Genomic DNA, 16,419 nt, shown 5'->3' on the forward strand with positions numbered 1-16,419 from the left:
GAGGGTCTAACCCTTCACGGTACGAGCGGGCAACAAAGACAAAGGGGTCTAGCTCCTTAGCACCCAACCAAGAAGCTTGATCTGATCCTGAAGGCACCCGTGATCAGCTCGTACCTGAGCCGCGCGCCAGCTCTTGCAGCGCGTCGCGCATCTGCAGATAGGCGATGATGAATTCAAACATCATGCGCCACATGAGCTCCATGCACAAAAAGCACATCACGAACAGCACCATGCCCGCCAGCCGCCAGCGTCGCGGCACCACGCGAGCGGTGGTTTGCTCGGCGGCTCTGCGCATCCAGTTCCAGAGCGCGTAGCGCCTGAGCCAGAGCCAGAGAGCCCAGGCCATCAACGGCATGCCGATGGCGCCCAGCGCGTAAACCACGCGCAGCACGTCCAGGCTGATGAAGGTGCGAAACGAGAAAAAATCGGCCAGCGCCTGCATCACTGCCCCAACGCCGCCCCAAACACCTTGCTCAGCAGCTTGCTTCCGGTGCCCACGGGGTCGGCGCGGATGGCTTTTTCTTGTTCGCCGATGGCCTGGTAGAGGCGGTCGAGCGCCTGTTGGGTGACGTAGCTCTGGATGCTGGCCTGATCGACTTTGACGAGGCCGAACTGTGCGGCCTGCCCGGCGAAGCGGTTGTAGGTCTGCGCCAGGCCGACCTTGTCGGTGGCCTGGGTGACGATGGGCAGGAATTTTTGCGTCAGCGGCGCTTCGGTCTTGCGTTTGAAGTAGTCGGTCGCGGCTTCGTTGCCGCCGGTGAGGATGCCCTTGGCGTCTTGCACCGTCATGCTCTTGACCGCGCCGACGAGCAGGGTTTTGGCCTCGGGCACGGCGGCTTCGGCGGCGCGGTTGATGGCGAGGTCGAGCTGATCGGCCTGCGCGCCCAGGCCCGCCATGCGCATCAGGCCGCTGGCTTTTTCGATGGCGGGCGGCAGGGGGATGCGCCATTTGGCGTTGCCGTAAAAGCCGTTTTCACGGCCGAGTTCTTTCACCGCGATGTCGGCCCCGCGCGAGAGCGCGGTCTTCAGCCCTTGATCGACTTCGCCGCTGCTGAGTGCGGCCACGGCGGCATTCATCGCCCCCGAGGAAGCTCCGCCGCCCTGCCCGGTCTGGTTCGGCTGTGCGGTTTGTTGCGCAGGAGCCTGCGCAGTGCCCAGCGCGCCGCTGAGCTGATTCGTGAGACTGCCGAGGTCGAACGCCATGGCGGGAAGCGGCGCGGCAAGCGCCAGCAAGGCTGCGAACGCAAGGGGTCGGAATGTCATCGGGCTCTCCAGTGGGTCAGCGTTGCGGATCGGGGGTGGCGCGCAGCACTTCGTCGAGGGTGGTGAGGCCTTCGGCCACCTTGATGGCACCGGCCAGGCGCAGCGGCTTCATGCCGTCCTTGATGGCCTGCGCCCGCAGTGGCGCAAGTTCGGGGCTGCGCACCAGCAGCGCACGCAAAGTCTCGCTACAGCTCAGCAACTCGTACAGCCCGATGCGGCCCAGATACCCGGTGTTGCGACATTCCACGCAGCCCACAGGCTTGTACGGGCGCACTTCGCTTTGGGTTTTCCACGGCGCCACGGCAGCGCGGAAGGCCTCTTGATCGAAGGTGTCGTCGGGCTGTTTGCAGTGCGGGCAGAGGGTGCGCACCAGGCGCTGCGCCAGCACGCCCAGCAGGGTGGCGCTGGCCAGATACGAGGGCACGCCGAGTTCGAGCAGGCGGGTGATGCTCGACGGCGCGTCGTTGGTGTGCAGGGTGGAGAGCACCAGATGGCCGGTGAGCGCGGCCTGCACGGCCATGTCGGCGGTCTCGCGGTCGCGGATTTCGCCCACCATGATGATGTCGGGATCTTGCCGCATCAGGGCACGCAGGCCTTCGGCGAAGCTGAGGTCGATGGCGGGCTGCACCTGCATCTGGTTGAACGCGGGCTCGACCATCTCGATCGGGTCTTCGATGGTGCAGACGTTCACCTCCTCTGTGGCCAGGCGCTTGAGGGTGGAGTACAGCGTGGTGGTCTTGCCGCTGCCCGTCGGGCCGGTGACGAGGATGACGCCGTTGGGCTGGCGGGTCAGACGCTGCCACTCACGCGCCTCGTGCGCCGGAAAGCCCAGCGCCGGCATGTCGCGCACCACCACGTCGGGGTCGAAGATGCGCATCACCAGCTTCTCGCCGAACGCCGTGGGCATGGTGGCCAGGCGCAGCTCCACTTCGTCGCCCGAGGGCCTGCGGGTCTTGATGCGGCCATCCTGCGGGCGGCGCTTTTCCACCACGTCCATGCGCCCGAGCAGCTTGACTCGGCTGGTCATGGCGCCCATGACCGAACCGGGCACCTGATAGACGGTATGCAGCACGCCGTCGATGCGAAACCGGATCACCCCCATGTCGCGGCGCGGCTCAAGGTGAATGTCGGAGGCACGTTGCTCGAAGGCGTACTGCCACAGCCAGTCGACCACCTGCACCACCCCGGCGTCGTTGGCATCGAGCGCGCGGCCGCTACGGCCCAGCTCCACCAATTGCTCAAACTGGTTGACGCCGCCGGTGTTGCCACTCTTCTGCGCATGCTTGACCGAACGTGCAAGGTTGAAGAACTCCACGGTGTAGCGGGTGATGTCGGCCGGGCTGGCGACCCGCAGCTCAATAGGGCGGCGCAGCATGCGCTCCATCTCGGGCACCCAGGCGCGGTCGAACGGCTCGCAAGTGGCGATGGTGACCGCCTCGGTCGAAGCCGCCACCGGCAGGATGCGGTGGCGCTCGGCATAGCTGGTGGACATGAGATCGCCGATCTTGCTGATCTCGACCTTCAGCGGGTCGATGCGCAAGTAGGGCATCTGCGCGCGCTGCGCCAGCCATTCGGTGAGCACGTCCAGATCAAGGCTGCGGCCATCACTCGCACGCTTGAGCCCGGCCAGCGCCACCCGCTGCAGGGCGTGCAGCTTGCCACTGGCGTGGGCGCAGCGCTCCCAGCCGTACTTGGCCGATGCTTCGTCGATCAGGCCGTCGGCCTCAAGCCATTGCAGCAGCTCTCGCCAGTCCAGACGACCCTGTGCGGCGGGCGGCGAAGTGGGCGCGGATCGCGCCTTCGGGAGCTGAGACGGGTCGGCGGTGCGGTTGGGAGTGCGTGGTGCGTCCATGGCGGCGAGTGTAGGACAGCCCCATGTGAAGACGTGTTAACGCACCGGCTGCAAGCGCTTGAGCAGCCGCGCCCATCGCCGCGCGGGCAGACCGCCGGTGAGCGCAGTCACCGCTTCGGCGCGTTCGAGCAGCTGCGCCCGCGTGGGCAGCGGTGACTGCGCGGCGTCGCGCAGCGCGATGGCGATGAGGTTGCCGTCGCGGTTGGGCGGCAGCTGCCAGACGCTGTCGCCGGGCTGATCGAACGCGGCGCAAATGCGTTGCAGATTGCGCTCGAGCACGCGCACATGGCCCGGCCCGCTGAACAGATTGACCACCATGACGCCCTGCTCGCTCAGCAACGCGCGGCAGTCGGCGTAAAACTCGGCGGACTCCAAAGCGGGCGCTGCGGCCTCCTCGTCGTACATGTCCACATGCAGCACAGCGGCGCGGCCGGCGTTGGCCGGGTCGGCGGCGAAGGCACCCGCGTCGGCGCACAGCACCTGCAGCTTGGGGCCGGGCTCGGGCAGCGCAAACCAGCGATGGGCCGCCAGAATCACGCCCGGGTTCAGCTCCACGGCCACACAAGACAAGCGCAGGCGCTTGAGCATGAACTTGGTGATCGCCGCAGCCCCCAGGCCCAGTTGCACCGCCGTGCCGCCGCGCCAAGCCTTTTCGGGCAGCAGCAGCATCCACGCCATCATGCGCTGCACATACTCCAGCTCGATGTCGTTGGGGCGGGCGATGCGCATGCTGCCCTGAATCCATGGCGTGCCCAGATGCAGGTGGCGCACGCCATCCTCTTCCGACAAAGTGGGCGCGGGGAAGACCGGTTTGGGCATCTTGTTTATCCGTTGATGAGTTGAGCGGCGACGAAGGCCTCGCGCCAGGCTGCGCGCTTGCGCTCCAGACTCCAGCTCGCATTCGCCGGGCTGGTGGAAGGCAGTCGACACACCTGCGGCCCCAGACTGCGCGTAAGCCGCATGGCGCGGGCGGATTCTCCACCGTTGTGAGCAATGAGCCGCAGCATCGCCAGACCCGCCACCAGTCCGGCCAGGTCGTTGGGTAGCTCGTCGGTGATGGCGCTGTCCAGGCTTCCCTCGCGGCGGCAATGGGCATAAACGTCCCAGATGCCCAGCCCGCGTTGCAGCACTGCCTCGACGCGCTCGGCGTACGGGAGACTGGGCAAATCCAGCCCGAGCAGATCGCCGACGATGGGCCAGAACTGGTTGCGCGGATGGGCGTAATACTGCTGCGCCCGCAGCGAGGCCACGCTGGGAAAACTGCCGAGCACCAGCAGCCGACAGTCTGCCCGGATCACCGGCGCCAGCCCGCGCAGCAGCGTTGCATCGACAGATTCGTTGCGAAGAGAGCGGACCATTCGCGCATTGTCGCCGCAGCGGCTCCGCCCTCCCCTGCCTGCCTATAATGCACGGCTTCGTCGCACGGCGGGTGTAGTTCAATGGTAGAACGGCAGCTTCCCAAGCTGCATACGAGGGTTCGATTCCCTTCACCCGCTCCAATGCAACAGCCTCTTTCATCCTCTCCGGCGCCTGCCGGTTTTTTTTCGCCATGACGGCCGATCACACCCCCGACGCAGACGACGCCCAGGCGCCACGGCACCGCGCCATCCGCAGTTTCGTGCTGCGCGCGGGACGTACCACCGAAGCCCAGAGCCGGGCGCTGGCCACCCTGGGACCGCGCTGGATCGTGCCGTTTGCCGATCGCGTGCCGGATTGGTCGGCGGTCTTCGGCCGCGAGGCGCCGCGGGTGCTGGAGATCGGCTTCGGCATGGGCGACGCCACGGCGAAGATCGCCGCTGCGCGACCCGAGATCGACTTCATCGGCGTGGAAGTCCACCCGCCCGGCGTGGGTGCGCTGTTGCAGCGCATCGACGAGGCGCGCCTGAGCAATCTGCGCATCGTGCAATTCGACGCCGTCCAGGTGTTGCGGCAGATGATCGCCCCGCGCAGCCTGCACGGTCTGCACATCTACTTCCCCGATCCCTGGCCGAAAAAGCGGCATCACAAGCGCCGCCTGATCCAGCCCGAGTTCGTACAACTGGCCACGAGCCGCCTGCAACCCGGCGGCTATCTGCATTGCGCCACCGACTGGCAGCCCTACGCCGAGCACATGCTCCAGGTGCTGCGTGCCGAGCCCGGCCTGGTCAACACCGCCGCCGATTACGCCCCACGCCCCGACTGGCGCCCGGTGAGCAAGTTCGAGCGCCGCGGCCTCAAGCTCGGGCACGGCGTATGGGATCTGATGTTCACGGCACTTTGACGCCCAAGCCGCGACCTTCCAAAGAAAGCTGAGTCACCCGCCGGGCCGCCCCAAGGGTGACTCGCCCCCTGGGGGGAGAACCGAGCAGAGCGAGGTTTTCGGGGGGGCCTTTACCCCGACCAGTTCACCCAGCCGCCCCAGGCAGTGACGAGCACCAGGATGCCGAACACCAGCCGGTACCAGGCGAAGGGCACGAAGCTGTGTCCGCCCACGTAGCGCAGCAGCCACCGCACCACCACCAGCGCCGAGACGAAAGCCACGGCCATGCCCAGGCCAAAGGTGGGCACATCGCTCAGGCTCAGCAGGTCGCGATGTTTGTAGAGGTCGTACACCGTGGCGGCCAGCAGGGTGGGAATGGCGAGGAAAAACGAGAACTCGGTGGCCGCGGCCCGGCTCAGGCCGAACAACATGCCGCCGATGATCGAAGCTCCCGAGCGGCTGGTGCCGGGAATGAGGGCGAAAGCCTGGGCCACACCCACCTTGAGGGCATCGACGGCGCGCATGTCGTCCACATGGTGGATGCGAACATGCTGGGCCGAACGCTTCTGCCAGGCTTCCGCCCAGAAGATCACGAATGCGCCCACGATGAACGCCATGGCCACCGGCACGGGCGCGAACAGCCAGCGCTTGATGGCGCTGGCGAAGAGCAAACCCAGAATGGCAGCGGGAATGAAACCGATGAGCACATTGACGGCGAAGCGCCAGGCCTTGCCCCGCCGCGCGGGCTCGGATGCGGCCATGCCGGAGAGCACCTCGGCGATGCGAGCGCGGTAATGCCACATCACCGCCAGGATGGCCCCGCTCTGAATGGCGATCTCGAACACCTTGGCCTTGTCGCTCACCCAGCCCATCAGGCTGGCGGCGAGAATGAGATGGCCGGTCGAGGAAATCGGGAGAAATTCGGTGATGCCCTCGACCAGTCCGAGGATGACCACCACGAAGGCGGAATGCGCGTCCATGCTGAGCCTTGTGACAAAAAGTTGCGATTATCCGCAAAGCCCGCGCCGAATTTATGAAAAAAGGCTGCTCAACCCGCCATACACCCCCAAACCGGCGGTCAGCAGAACCACCGCAACCACCAGCCAAAAGTAACCACCGCGCAGACGATGCTCCGGCGGCAGCGCCTTGGTAGCCAGCGCCACCAGAAAGCCGAGCACCAGCGGCAGCATCAGCGCGTTCATCACCTCCACGCCGATCGACAGCGCCACCAGATCGGGCACGAAGGCCACCACCAGCGCCCCGCCGATCACCCCGGCGCTGAACACCGCGTAAAACCAGGGCGCTTCGGTCGGATGCTGTTCCAGCGAATGTTTGTATCCGGTGACCTCGCCGAACCCCCAGGCCGCCGCCAGCGCCACGACGATGGCCGCCACCATCGCCGCGCCGAGGATGCCCAGGCCGAACAGCGTTCGGCCCAGCTCCTCGCCCAGGCTAGGGGTGAGCGCCTGCGCGATCTGCCCCACCGTATTCAGCGGCGCCGTGCTGTGCCCGTTCCACAGCACAGCCGCGGTGACCATCAACACCGCCGCCATGATGAGCTGGGTGAGCGCGGCGCCGATGGCCGTATCCCATCGGGCCGCCGTGTACTGCTCCGGCTTCAATCCCTTGTCGGCCACGGCAGACTGCTGATAAAACACCATCCACGGCATGATGACCGCGCCGATATTGGCCGCCACCAGATACCAGTACGCCGGATGGTGCATCGGCAGATGCCGCAGCCCCTCCCACACCTGCGTGCCGTGAATCGGCGCGCGAAACGCCACCCACACGAACACCAGCTCGAACAGCCCCAGCGCGATGGCCACGCGCTCCACCCGGCGGTACGACCCCGTCCACACCACCGCCAGCAGGAACAGCGCCGCCAGGCTCAGACTCCACCCGCGCGGCACGCCGAACAGCGACCCCACACCGGCCACGCCCGAAAACTCGGTGATGATGGCCCCGACCGACGCCACCGCCAGCCCAGCCACCGACACCCAGGCCCAGCCGCCGCCGAAGGTTTCGCGGATCAACTCGCCATGCCCCTTTCCAGTGAAAATGCCCAACCGCACCGTCAGCTCCTGAACCACGTACAGGATAGGGATGAGCACGAGCTGCAGGCTGAGCAACTGATAACCCCACTGCGCCCCGCTCTGCGCCGCAGTGATCACGCTGCCGACATCGGTATCGGCCAGCATGACGACGAGCCCGGGGCCGAGCACGGCAAAAAACACGGCAAGGCGGGATAGCGGCGCGGAGCCGGGCTGCTGCAGCGATGGACTGGCGGACATGAGCATGTGCGAAGGTTGCCGCGGCGCGGCAGTACCGATGCAAATGCTAGTTACTTTTATTTGAAATTCAATTCCATTTACGTTTGCTCACACCTGTTGCCAGAACATCCGCCTCACAACAGCTTCACCAGCAACAGCACATTCAGCCCGACGATCAGAACCGCGACTGCCCAGCCCAGGCGCCGCAGCGCCGGGCGGTTGACCTGCTCGCCCATCAACTCTCGGTTGGAGGTGAACAGCAGCAACGGCACCAGGGCGAAGGGAATGCCGAACGACAGCACCACCTGAGAGAACACCAGGGTGCGCGTGGGGTCGATGCCCAGCATCACCACGACCACCGCAGGCAAGCTGGTCACCAGCCGCCGCACCCACAGCGGCACGGTGAAACCCACCAGGCCCTGCATCACCACCTGCCCGGCCATGGTGCCCACCACGCTGCTGGAAATGCCGCTGGCCAGCAGCGCCAGCGCGAACACCGTGGCCGCCCCCGCGCCCAGCACCGGGGCAAGGGTGCGGTAGGCCTCGCTCAGATCGTCGGCCGCGAGCCCTTTTTGATGAAAGGTAGCCGCAGCCACGGCCAGCATGGCCATGTTGATCAGCCCGGCCAGGCCCATGGCCAACATCACATCTTTCCAGGCAAACCGCACGAGCAGCGCCCGTCGCTGCACCGGGGCCTGGATGCGTCGCTGCGTGAGGCTGGAATGCAGGTAAATCACATGCGGCATTACCGTCGCTCCCAAAATGCCCACGGCGAGATAGACCGCATCGGGGCTGCCGCCGAAACTCGGCAGCAGCGTGCCCTGAACGATGGGCAGCAGGGCCGGACGACTCAGCGCCAGTTGCAGGCCATAGCCCAGCGCGATGACCGCGACCAGCGCGGCCACCACCAGTTCCAGCGGCCGAAAGCCCCGGCGCTCCAGCATCAGAATGCCCATGACGATCACGAACGCCGCCAGCACCGACACCCCCATCGGCAGGCCGAACAGCAGATTCAGCGCCAGCGCCGCACCGAGAAACTCGGCCAGATCGGTCATCATCGCCACGATTTCAGCCTGCACCCAGTAGAACCACACCAGCTTGCGCGGAAAGCGCTCGCGAATCAGCTCCGGGAGATTACGCCCTGTGGCAATGCCCAGCTTGGCCGACAGGCCCTGGACCAGAATGGCCGCCAGATTCGCCCAGAGCACCACCCACAACAAGGTGTAGCCGTGCTGGGCGCCGGCCTGGATGTTGGTGGCGAAATTGCCCGGATCGACATAGGCCACCGACGCGACGACCGCAGGCCCGATGAAAGGCAGCAGACGCCGCATGCCGCCCCTTCCCGGCCCGCCACTCAGCACAAGCTGCGCCGCGTGCGCCGTGCGCTGATCGAGTGTGGTGACATACGACATGGGTATCTCCCGGAGAACGTCCTGGAGATAATTTAGGCCGATCGATTTTTATTTCTAATTGGATTTATGTATTGCACCGTTAGCCCATCCGGACCGAAACGGCGCGGAATTTGCTTGACCGCAGACACCGGCGCGCACTGGGGGTAGGTGTGACAAATTAAACTATGCGCATTTTTTTGACTGCGCCAGCGGAGGACCGATGAGCATCGAGCAAGCCCGTTTCAACATGATCGAACAGCAAATCCGCCCGTGGAACGTGCTCGACGCCGGTGTGCTCGATCTGCTGGCCAGCGTGCGCCGCGAGGATTTCGTGCCTGCCGCCTACCGTGGTCTTGCCTTCATGGACATGGAAATTCCCCTGCCCTGCGGCCAGAACATGCTGGCGCCCAAGGTGGAAGCGCGGCTGCTGCAGGAACTCGCCGTGCGCAAGGACGAATGGGTGCTCGAAGTCGGCGCGGGCAGCGGTTTCATGGCGGCGCTGCTCGGCCATCGCGCCGCGGCGGTGCAGACGCTGGAACTGCACGAAGAGCTGGTGAGCATGGCGCGCGCCAACCTGCAGCGCGCAGGCATGACCAACGTCACCGTGGAGCAGGCTGACGGCGCTCACTACACCAAGCGCGGCGAGTTCGACGTGATCGTGCTCTCGGGCTCGGTGGCGCAGATTCCGCAAGACCTGCTGCAACGCCTGAAGGTCGGCGGACGGCTGGCGGCCATCGTCGGCTTCGAGCCAGTGATGCGCGCACAGATCGTCACCCGCGCCACCGAAACCGACTTCCGCACCCGCGACCTGTTCGACACCGTGGCCACGCGGCTGGAGCATTTCCCCGAACCGTCCCGCTTCCAATTCTGAATCTGAAAAAAGGACTCCCTAATGATCAAGCAACTCAGCGTGCGCGAGCTGGCCGACAAGGTCGAAGCTGCCACCGGCCCCATCACCGAATGGCAATTCCTCGACGTGCGCGAGCCCTGGGAGTTCCAGATGGCGGCCATCAAGCATCCCAACTGCCCGGTGGTTCACATCCCCATGAGCGTGGTGCCTCTGCGCCAGAACGAGCTCGATCCGGCCAAGCCGCTAGTCGTCATCTGCCGCAGCGGCAACCGTAGCATGATGATTGCCCGCTTTCTGGAGCAAAACGGTTTTGGTGAGCTTTACAACCTCAACGGCGGCATGACCGCATGGTCGCGCGAGATCGACCCTTCGGTGCCGCTTTACTGAGCACTGGCGTCGGGGGCGAGCGCCGCAGCAATCCACTCGGCCTGCCTGCGCGCCGCACCCTGATGCGCTGACGCGAATGCCAGCGCCTGCTGCGCCGCCTGCTGGCTAGCGTCGGCGTTGTCGATCCAGTCGCTCAGAGCCGCCCAGACCTGCGCAGCGTCGGCCGCCTGCACGGCAGCCCCTGCATCCAATGCCGCCTGCGCCGCAGCCGCAAAATTGAACTGCGACGGCCCCAGCACCACCGGGCAGCCGCAAGCGCAGGCCTCGATCAGATTCTGCCCACCCAGGGCAAGCAGACTGCCGCCGATGAAGGCCGCGTCGGCCATGGCGTAATACGCCGCCATTTCACCGACCGAGTCGCCCAGCCAGACAGCCGTCTGCGGCGTGGGCTGCGATGCGCTGCGCCGCTGCACCGACAGGCCCCGCGCCTGCAGCAACTGCGCGACCATGTCGAAACGCTGGGGATGGCGCGGCACCCACACCAGCAGCACCCGTTGCGCGAGCGCCGCGGGCAGCGCGTCCAGCAGCAGCGCCTCTTCGCTGCGCCCGCCCGACTCGCGGGTGGAGGCCAGCAGCAGCACCGGCCGCCCCGCCGCCGCCTTCCATGCCTGGCCGCGCCGCAGCAAAGCCGGGTCAGGATGCATGTCGAACTTCAGATTGCCCAGCACCAGCGCGTTCGCCGCGCCCAAGGCCAGGATGCGCCGGGCGTCGTCGGTTGTCTGCGCCGCAGCCTGCAACCCGCCCCAGGCCACGCGCGCCAACGAGGGCCAGCGCTGCCAGCGGCGCGCGCTGCGCTCGCTCAACCGCGCATTGGCCAACAGCAGCGGCACCCCGGCGCGGAGGCATTGCGCCGCCAGATTCGGCCAGACCTCGGTTTCCATCAGCACCGCGCAATCCGGCCGATGGCGCGCCAGAAACCGGCGCATCGGCCCCGGCAGGTCATAGGGCAGCCAGACCTGTTCGTCACCGGGCAGCAGCAGCGCCCGCCCCGCCTCACGCCCAGTGGCCGTCATGTGGGTGAGCAGCAGTCGCATGCCCGGCACCTGCTCGCGCAAAGCGGCGATGAGCGGCGCCGCCGCACGGGTTTCACCCAGCGAGACGGCGTGAACCCAGATCCGCGGCCCGTCCCCACGAGCGAATAAGGGCGATTCGCCGCGATACCAGCCCAGTCGCTGCGCCCAATGCTGGCGATAGAGCGGCTCCGCGCGCCCGCGCCACCACAACCGGACGAACGCCAGCGGCAGCAGCAGGCGCCAGAGCAAGGTGTAGAGGCGCAACACCGATCTCACCCGCGAGGGCGGTGACTCTCTGCCAGAACGGCCTGCGTCGCCTGCCACACCGCGTCCACCGCAGGCTGTTGGCCGCTGTCACCCAGACTGCGCCAGGGCCCGGCCGATTCGAACTCCACACTGTGCGGCGACGAGCCGGTGTAGATCGCCACAGCGGGTGTGCCCACCGCCGCAGCCAAGTAGAGCAGCCCGGTATCGACCCCGACGACGGCGCTTGCGCCTCGCAAAACCCGCATCCATTCGGCCAAGCCGAAGGCCGACGGTGCCGCCTGCGCCGCAGCAGCGGCCGCGCCATCACCCGCCCGCACCGCCGCGGCCAGACGCTCGGCGCGCTCGCGCTCGGCGGCATTACCCCAGGCAAACACGCACGCCCTGTCCTGCGCCGCCAACGCCTGACCGAGGGCGATCCAGCGCGCCTCGTCCCACAGCTTGCGATCCTTGGCCGTGGCGCTGAGCAGCATGACGTAAGACGCCTCGCCGGGCAACCATTCGGGACACTTGGCCTGCAGGCTCAGGCCGTAGCGTGGTTTGCCCTCCGGGGCGTAACCCAAAGCCCAAGCGACTAGCGCGCGATAACGCGGCACGGCGGCCTCGGTACGGTGCAGTGAGGTTTTCTGGCGGTGGCGGTAAAACAGCGGCGCCAGAGCTTCGCGCGCACTGGCCCACGACAGGCCGTAAAGCGGCCCGCGCGCCAGGCGCGCGATCAGCGCGCTTTTCACCAGACCCTGCAGATCGATCACCGCGTCGTAGGTCTCGGCGCGCAGCCCCGCCTTCCACTCGCGCCATTCGCGGCGCACGTCGGCCCGCCAGAAACCCTTGCGCCAGCGCCGCAGCGCCAGCGGGATGACCCGCCGCACACCGGGATGCGCGCGCACGATGTCGGCGTAGGCTTCCTCGACCAGCCAGTCGATCTGCGCGCCGGGGTGTGCGCTCAGGATGTCGTGCACCACCGGCAGGGCGTGCACGACGTCGCCCATCGAACTGGTCTTGACGATCAGGACGCGCAAGATGAAGTCAGTCCGGTTCAGAACGGCAGCTTCAGCGCCGGGTCCAGCGCGAGCAGGGCTGCGCGGAACTCGGTCTGCACCCGCGCCAGCGCGGCGGCATCGACGCCCTCGAAACGCAGCACCACACAAGGCGTGGTGTTGGACGGACGCGCCAGGCCGAAACCGTCGGCGTAGTCGGCGCGCACGCCGTCGATGGTGCTGATCTGCACCGCGCCGGGAAAGCGGCCCTCGCGCTGCAGGCGCTCGCACAAGGTGAAGTTGACGCCCTCGGGGGTATCGAGCTTGAGCTCCGGGGTGGAGACCGAATCGGGCAGTCCTTCAAGCACGGCGCCGGGGTTGTCCGTGCGCGAAAGGATTTCGAGCAGTCGCGCCGCGCCGTACTGCGCGTCGTCAAAGCCGTACCAGCGATCCTTGAAAAAGATGTGGCCACTCATCTCGCCGGCCAGCGGGGCTTGGATTTCCTTCATCCTGGCCTTGACCAGCGAATGCCCGGTGCGACCCATCACCGGTTCGCCGCCATGCCTGCGCACCCAAGCGGGAAGTTGCGCGGTGCATTTCACGTCGAACAGAATGGGCGCGCCGGGATTGCGCTCCAGCACCTCGGCGGCGTAGAGCATGAGCTGCCGGTCGGGCCAGATGATGGCGCCGCTGGGCGTGACCACGCCGAGCCGGTCGCCGTCGCCATCGAAAGCCAGCCCGAGTTCGGCGCCGGTGTCGCGCACGGTGCTTATGAGATCTTCGAGGTTGTGCGGGTCGGCGGGGTCGGGGTGATGGTTGGGAAAGGTGCCGTCGACTTCGCAAAACAGTTCGACGACGTCGCAACCGATCTCGCGCAGCAGCCGCGGCGCGAACGCGCCCGATACCCCATTGCCGCCATCGACCACCACCTTCATCGGGCGCGCCAGCTTGATATCGCCTTTGATGCGGCCGATGTAGTCGTCCACGATGCTGGCCTGGCGCAGCGTCCCCGTGCCGATGGCGAAGTCTTCACTCACCGTCAACTCGCGCAGCGCCTGAATCTGTTCGCCGAACAGGGCGTTGCCGCCAAGCACCATCTTCAGGCCGTTGTATTCCGGCGGGTTGTGGCTGCCGGTGATCTGGATGCCACTGACCACCGGCGTGGTGGCGCAGGCGTAATACAGCATGGGCGTGGCATTCATGCCGAGGTCGATCACGTCCGCCCCGCCGGCACGCAGCCCATCGCCCAGCGCCTTGGCCAAGGCGGGGCCGGAGAGCCGCCCATCGCGGCTGATGTTCACCGCCGTCTCGCCGCCACGGCGGGCCAGGGTGGCGAAAGCCTGGCCGATCAGGCGGCAGGCGTCTTCGGTGAGACTCTTGCCGACAATGCCGCGAATGTCGTAGGCCTTGAAAATCGAGGGATCGAGCTGCGCCATGAGGGCTCCGGTGAACGACGGGCAAGCAAACTTCAACTTGCGTCGATAGTATGGTCAGTTTGAAGATTCTAAGGAGAGGCTTTGGCGACCTATCTGATCGGCGACGTGCAGGGCTGTGCAGACGCGTTCAGCGCCCTGCTCGACGCGCTGCGGTTCGACCCGACGCATGACAGGCTCGTCGTCCTGGGCGATCTGGTCAACCGCGGTGCGCAATCGCTTCAGAGCATCGAGCGGCTCATGGCCCTGGGCGACAGCGCGCAGTGCCTGCTGGGCAACCACGACCTTCATCTGCTGGCTGTGGCGCACGGTGTGCGCAAGGCGCACCGCAATGACACGCTGGACGACATCCTGCAATCCCCGCGCCGCGCCGAGTTGCTCGACTGGGTGCGCAGCCGCCCTCTGGCGCTGATGGAACAGGGTTGGCTGCTGGTGCACGCTGGCGTGCTGCCACAGTGGTCGGCCGAAAAGACGCTGCAACTCGCTGCCGAAGTGGAGCGTCGCCTGCGCGCGCCCGACTATGTGGACTTCCTGCGCGTCATGTTCGGCAACCAGCCCGACGAGTGGAGCGAGAATCTGGCAGGGTTCGACCGCCTGCGCATCGTGGTCAACACCCTCACCCGCGCCCGCTTCCTCCAGGCCACCGGCCCTCACGCCGGGCGACTGGATTTCCACCACAAACAGGCCAGCGCCAACGGCGCCTCCGCCGAACTCCAGCCCTGGTTTGCGCTGCCGCAGCGCCGCACCGCGAAGACCCCCATCGCCTTCGGCCACTGGTCCACCCTGGGCCTGCACTGGGCACACAATGCCCTGTGCCTGGACAGCGGGTGTCTGTGGGGCGGCACGCTCACCGCGGTGAAGCTGCCGCCCGCCGGACAACCCTGGCTGGAGGTCACTCAGATCCCCTGCGACCGCAGCCTGGCGCCGATGACGGACTGAATCCGCACGGCGCCTAGCTTACTGCCCCAGCGCCTTGTTGATGACGTAGAAGTAAGACTGCGGCGAGACGATGCCGAAATCGTTGTCGGTCGTCAGCACAAAATTGTTGGGATCGAGAAAAGCTAGACCCTCGACCTTGCCGGGATTCGTGGCGGCCTTGGCGTCGGTGGCGGTGTTGAACACCAGCGTCTTGGTCACGGGGACGATGCCCGCCGATGCCAGGTCAGTCTGCTGCTCCAGCGACGGCTGGGTCGCGCGATCATCCCACTTGGTGCCGAGAATATTGGTCGCTTTGCTCAGATCGACTGCATAGAGTTTGGTGGTCAGACTGATGCGCTCGAGCTGGATGAGCTTGCCGCCTGGCGTCACGCTCATCTCGGAGAGTTTCACGTCGTTCTGCTTGGTCGAGTTGTCGAGGGCAAAGGTGTCGGGCGTATCGAGCACATACACATACTCCCCCGTCACCTGGCCAAAGCTGCCGTCTGACTTCAGGGAAGCCGTGAACAGTCGCACATTGCGCGAGATCTTGTAGGCGTCTTTCGACGGGTTGGACAGCGGGCTTTGGATCGAGAAATACAGTGTCTTGCCGTCTGCCGACAGGGCAACGCTCTCGATGCCGCGGTTCAAGCTGCGCAGATCCGTGATGCCAAGAAGCGCGCAGTTGATCGGATAGTTTGCGGCTTGCGCGCCAGCCGTGCCGTTTTTCAGCGCATCGCACACGCTCATGCTCTTGTTCGTGATCGGGTTGACCACGCCGCTGTCATTGGGCACGACACGCTCCAGCACCTGACCCGTGGCCGAGACATGCACCAGGCTGGGACCATATTCGTCGCCCAGCCAGAAACTGCCATCGGCCAGACGCACCATGGCCTCGGTGTCCAGCCCATTCTGGTTGAATGGCAGGGAGCCCAGCGTCTTGGTAAAGGCCAGTTCGGTGTTGGACACCGATTTATCGCTAGAGGTCGTTTTGGTCAGATCCTTGGGGCGATCGGGCAGGTCGTTGGAAAGCCCAGTCACTGGATTGCCATTGTTGTCGACGATTTTCAGAGTCTTGAGGGTTGTGGCCATGTTTTGGCCACCCGACTGAGCCAATTGCACCTGATAGATCGAAGGATCGAAACTCGGATCCGGGAAGATCTTGCCCGCCAAATTGCCGCAAAACCCTTTGATGCTGATGGGCGCATCGGCGACGTCCTCACAATCGATGTTCGGCCCGCGGTCGGAGGACGTCCACAGCACATTGAGCGCATCCTTGGGGTCGTGAAACGCCGCGCTGCCATAGCCCACGGTCATCTGGAACGGCTGAGATTGCGCTTGTGGCGCACTGGCTGCTGCTGGCGCACTGGCCGTGCTGAAGACGACGGGCGCCAGCAGATCCGTCGTGATGCTGTAAGTGCCCGCTGCGGCCACCACAGGTGTTACCGGTGTGGACTGCTGAACAACGGAATTACCAGAGCCGCCTCCGCAGGCGCCCAGCGATAGCGCGGCGAGCGCGGCAGTCAGCCAGTGCCATGATGTGGTCGGGTGATGCATGAAAACCT

The 16,419-nt window shown here is 66.1% G+C and carries 16 protein-coding genes and 1 tRNA gene; 5 read left to right on the forward strand and 12 right to left on the reverse strand.

Annotated features, from left to right (window positions below; translation table 11 throughout):
- Nucleotides 1-103 precede the first annotated feature (103 nt).
- Genes ASC45_RS08495 through ASC45_RS08515 form a run of 5 tightly spaced genes read right to left on the reverse strand, consistent with a single transcriptional unit; the run spans nucleotide 104 to nucleotide 4,473 of the window.
- On the reverse strand, nucleotides 104-442 hold the full coding sequence (locus tag ASC45_RS08495; RefSeq protein WP_055450600.1) for a DUF4282 domain-containing protein: 339 nt from the start codon (nucleotides 440-442) through the stop codon (nucleotides 104-106).
- Nucleotides 442-1,263 (reverse strand): DUF4197 domain-containing protein, encoded by an 822-nt coding sequence (locus ASC45_RS08500; RefSeq protein WP_055450601.1) that lies wholly within the window; start codon nucleotides 1,261-1,263, stop codon nucleotides 442-444. The genes ASC45_RS08495 and ASC45_RS08500 overlap by 1 nt, the downstream gene beginning before the upstream one ends.
- Nucleotides 1,264-1,279: 16 nt before the next feature.
- Complete coding sequence (gene tfpB, locus ASC45_RS08505; RefSeq protein ID WP_055450602.1) at nucleotides 1,280-3,115, reverse strand: type IV pilus assembly ATPase TfpB; 1,836 nt, start codon at nucleotides 3,113-3,115, stop codon at nucleotides 1,280-1,282.
- Between the two features lie 36 nt (nucleotides 3,116-3,151).
- The gene (locus tag ASC45_RS08510) at nucleotides 3,152-3,934 is read right to left on the reverse strand and encodes a class I SAM-dependent methyltransferase (RefSeq protein WP_055450603.1); all 783 of its coding nucleotides are present in this window, start codon (nucleotides 3,932-3,934) and stop codon (nucleotides 3,152-3,154) included.
- Between the two features lie 5 nt (nucleotides 3,935-3,939).
- Nucleotides 3,940-4,473 carry a DNA-deoxyinosine glycosylase gene (locus ASC45_RS08515; RefSeq protein ID WP_055450604.1) on the reverse strand — a complete coding sequence of 178 codons (534 nt, stop codon included), beginning with the start codon at nucleotides 4,471-4,473 and terminating at the stop codon, nucleotides 3,940-3,942.
- Between the two features lie 67 nt (nucleotides 4,474-4,540).
- Between ASC45_RS08515 and ASC45_RS08520 the strand changes: the two genes are divergently transcribed.
- Both ASC45_RS08520 and trmB read left to right on the forward strand, forming a co-directional pair.
- A tRNA-Gly gene (locus tag ASC45_RS08520) sits at nucleotides 4,541-4,614 on the forward strand.
- A gap of 50 nt (nucleotides 4,615-4,664) precedes the next feature.
- Complete coding sequence (gene trmB, locus ASC45_RS08525) at nucleotides 4,665-5,375, forward strand: tRNA (guanosine(46)-N7)-methyltransferase TrmB (RefSeq protein ID WP_055450605.1); 711 nt, start codon at nucleotides 4,665-4,667, stop codon at nucleotides 5,373-5,375.
- A 110-nt stretch (nucleotides 5,376-5,485) separates the two neighbouring features.
- On the opposite strand, the gene ASC45_RS08530 is transcribed toward trmB, so the two are convergent.
- From ASC45_RS08530 to ASC45_RS08540, 3 genes are all read right to left on the reverse strand, one after another.
- Nucleotides 5,486-6,334 carry an undecaprenyl-diphosphate phosphatase gene (locus tag ASC45_RS08530; protein ID WP_055450606.1) on the reverse strand — a complete coding sequence of 283 codons (849 nt, stop codon included), beginning with the start codon at nucleotides 6,332-6,334 and terminating at the stop codon, nucleotides 5,486-5,488.
- A 51-nt stretch (nucleotides 6,335-6,385) separates the two neighbouring features.
- Nucleotides 6,386-7,645 (reverse strand): NRAMP family divalent metal transporter, encoded by a 1,260-nt coding sequence (locus ASC45_RS08535; RefSeq protein ID WP_055450675.1) that lies wholly within the window; start codon nucleotides 7,643-7,645, stop codon nucleotides 6,386-6,388.
- Nucleotides 7,646-7,758: 113 nt separating this feature from the next.
- A complete protein-coding gene (locus ASC45_RS08540) occupies nucleotides 7,759-9,036 on the reverse strand; it encodes an Nramp family divalent metal transporter (RefSeq protein WP_055450607.1) in 1,278 nt (425 codons plus the stop codon).
- A gap of 199 nt (nucleotides 9,037-9,235) precedes the next feature.
- Between ASC45_RS08540 and ASC45_RS08545 the strand changes: the two genes are divergently transcribed.
- Together ASC45_RS08545 and ASC45_RS08550 are read left to right on the forward strand one after the other, a co-directional pair.
- The gene (locus tag ASC45_RS08545) at nucleotides 9,236-9,886 is read left to right on the forward strand and encodes a protein-L-isoaspartate O-methyltransferase family protein (RefSeq protein WP_055450608.1); all 651 of its coding nucleotides are present in this window, start codon (nucleotides 9,236-9,238) and stop codon (nucleotides 9,884-9,886) included.
- A 21-nt stretch (nucleotides 9,887-9,907) separates the two neighbouring features.
- Complete coding sequence (locus tag ASC45_RS08550) at nucleotides 9,908-10,252, forward strand: rhodanese-like domain-containing protein (RefSeq protein WP_055450609.1); 345 nt, start codon at nucleotides 9,908-9,910, stop codon at nucleotides 10,250-10,252.
- On the opposite strand, the gene ASC45_RS08555 is transcribed toward ASC45_RS08550, so the two are convergent.
- From ASC45_RS08555 to ASC45_RS08565, 3 genes are read right to left on the reverse strand one after another with little or no spacing between them, the layout of a single operon-like run.
- A complete protein-coding gene (locus ASC45_RS08555; RefSeq protein ID WP_342665692.1) occupies nucleotides 10,246-11,532 on the reverse strand; it encodes a 3-deoxy-D-manno-octulosonic acid transferase in 1,287 nt (428 codons plus the stop codon). The two genes, ASC45_RS08550 and ASC45_RS08555, sit on opposite strands and share 7 nt — an antisense overlap.
- Before the next feature lie 5 nt (nucleotides 11,533-11,537).
- Nucleotides 11,538-12,548 (reverse strand): lipopolysaccharide heptosyltransferase I, encoded by a 1,011-nt coding sequence (waaC, locus tag ASC45_RS08560; RefSeq protein WP_072243016.1) that lies wholly within the window; start codon nucleotides 12,546-12,548, stop codon nucleotides 11,538-11,540.
- Between the two features lie 17 nt (nucleotides 12,549-12,565).
- Nucleotides 12,566-13,942, reverse strand: a complete 1,377-nt coding sequence (locus ASC45_RS08565) for a phosphomannomutase/phosphoglucomutase (protein WP_055450611.1) — start codon at nucleotides 13,940-13,942, stop codon at nucleotides 12,566-12,568.
- Between the two features lie 81 nt (nucleotides 13,943-14,023).
- Here ASC45_RS08565 and ASC45_RS08570 point away from each other — a divergent pair, with 81 nt between their 5' ends.
- Nucleotides 14,024-14,878 (forward strand): symmetrical bis(5'-nucleosyl)-tetraphosphatase, encoded by an 855-nt coding sequence (locus ASC45_RS08570; RefSeq protein ID WP_055450612.1) that lies wholly within the window; start codon nucleotides 14,024-14,026, stop codon nucleotides 14,876-14,878.
- Nucleotides 14,879-14,896: 18 nt separating this feature from the next.
- Here ASC45_RS08570 and ASC45_RS08575 read toward each other — a convergent pair whose 3' ends face one another.
- Nucleotides 14,897-16,411 (reverse strand): esterase-like activity of phytase family protein, encoded by a 1,515-nt coding sequence (locus ASC45_RS08575; RefSeq protein ID WP_082454328.1) that lies wholly within the window; start codon nucleotides 16,409-16,411, stop codon nucleotides 14,897-14,899.
- Between the last annotated feature and the right edge of the window lie 8 nt (nucleotides 16,412-16,419).

The sequence above is a fragment of the Thiomonas bhubaneswarensis genome (genome assembly GCF_001418255.1).
GTDB lineage: Bacteria > Pseudomonadota > Gammaproteobacteria > Burkholderiales > Burkholderiaceae_C > Thiomonas > Thiomonas bhubaneswarensis.

Coding starts and splice junctions, on each gene's coding strand:
- ASC45_RS08495 (WP_055450600.1), bottom strand. CDS start 442: ATGCAGGCGCTGGCCGATTTTTTCTCGTTTCGCACCTTCATCAGCCTG.
- ASC45_RS08500 (WP_055450601.1), bottom strand. CDS start 1,263: ATGACATTCCGACCCCTTGCGTTCGCAGCCTTGCTGGCGCTTGCCGCG.
- tfpB (WP_055450602.1), bottom strand. CDS start 3,115: ATGGACGCACCACGCACTCCCAACCGCACCGCCGACCCGTCTCAGCTC.
- ASC45_RS08510 (WP_055450603.1), bottom strand. CDS start 3,934: ATGCCCAAACCGGTCTTCCCCGCGCCCACTTTGTCGGAAGAGGATGGC.
- ASC45_RS08515 (WP_055450604.1), bottom strand. CDS start 4,473: ATGGTCCGCTCTCTTCGCAACGAATCTGTCGATGCAACGCTGCTGCGC.
- trmB (WP_055450605.1), top strand. CDS start 4,665: ATGACGGCCGATCACACCCCCGACGCAGACGACGCCCAGGCGCCACGG.
- ASC45_RS08530 (WP_055450606.1), bottom strand. CDS start 6,334: ATGGACGCGCATTCCGCCTTCGTGGTGGTCATCCTCGGACTGGTCGAG.
- ASC45_RS08535 (WP_055450675.1), bottom strand. CDS start 7,645: ATGTCCGCCAGTCCATCGCTGCAGCAGCCCGGCTCCGCGCCGCTATCC.
- ASC45_RS08540 (WP_055450607.1), bottom strand. CDS start 9,036: ATGTCGTATGTCACCACACTCGATCAGCGCACGGCGCACGCGGCGCAG.
- ASC45_RS08545 (WP_055450608.1), top strand. CDS start 9,236: ATGAGCATCGAGCAAGCCCGTTTCAACATGATCGAACAGCAAATCCGC.
- ASC45_RS08550 (WP_055450609.1), top strand. CDS start 9,908: ATGATCAAGCAACTCAGCGTGCGCGAGCTGGCCGACAAGGTCGAAGCT.
- ASC45_RS08565 (WP_055450611.1), bottom strand. CDS start 13,942: ATGGCGCAGCTCGATCCCTCGATTTTCAAGGCCTACGACATTCGCGGC.
- ASC45_RS08575 (WP_082454328.1), bottom strand. CDS start 16,411: ATGCATCACCCGACCACATCATGGCACTGGCTGACTGCCGCGCTCGCC.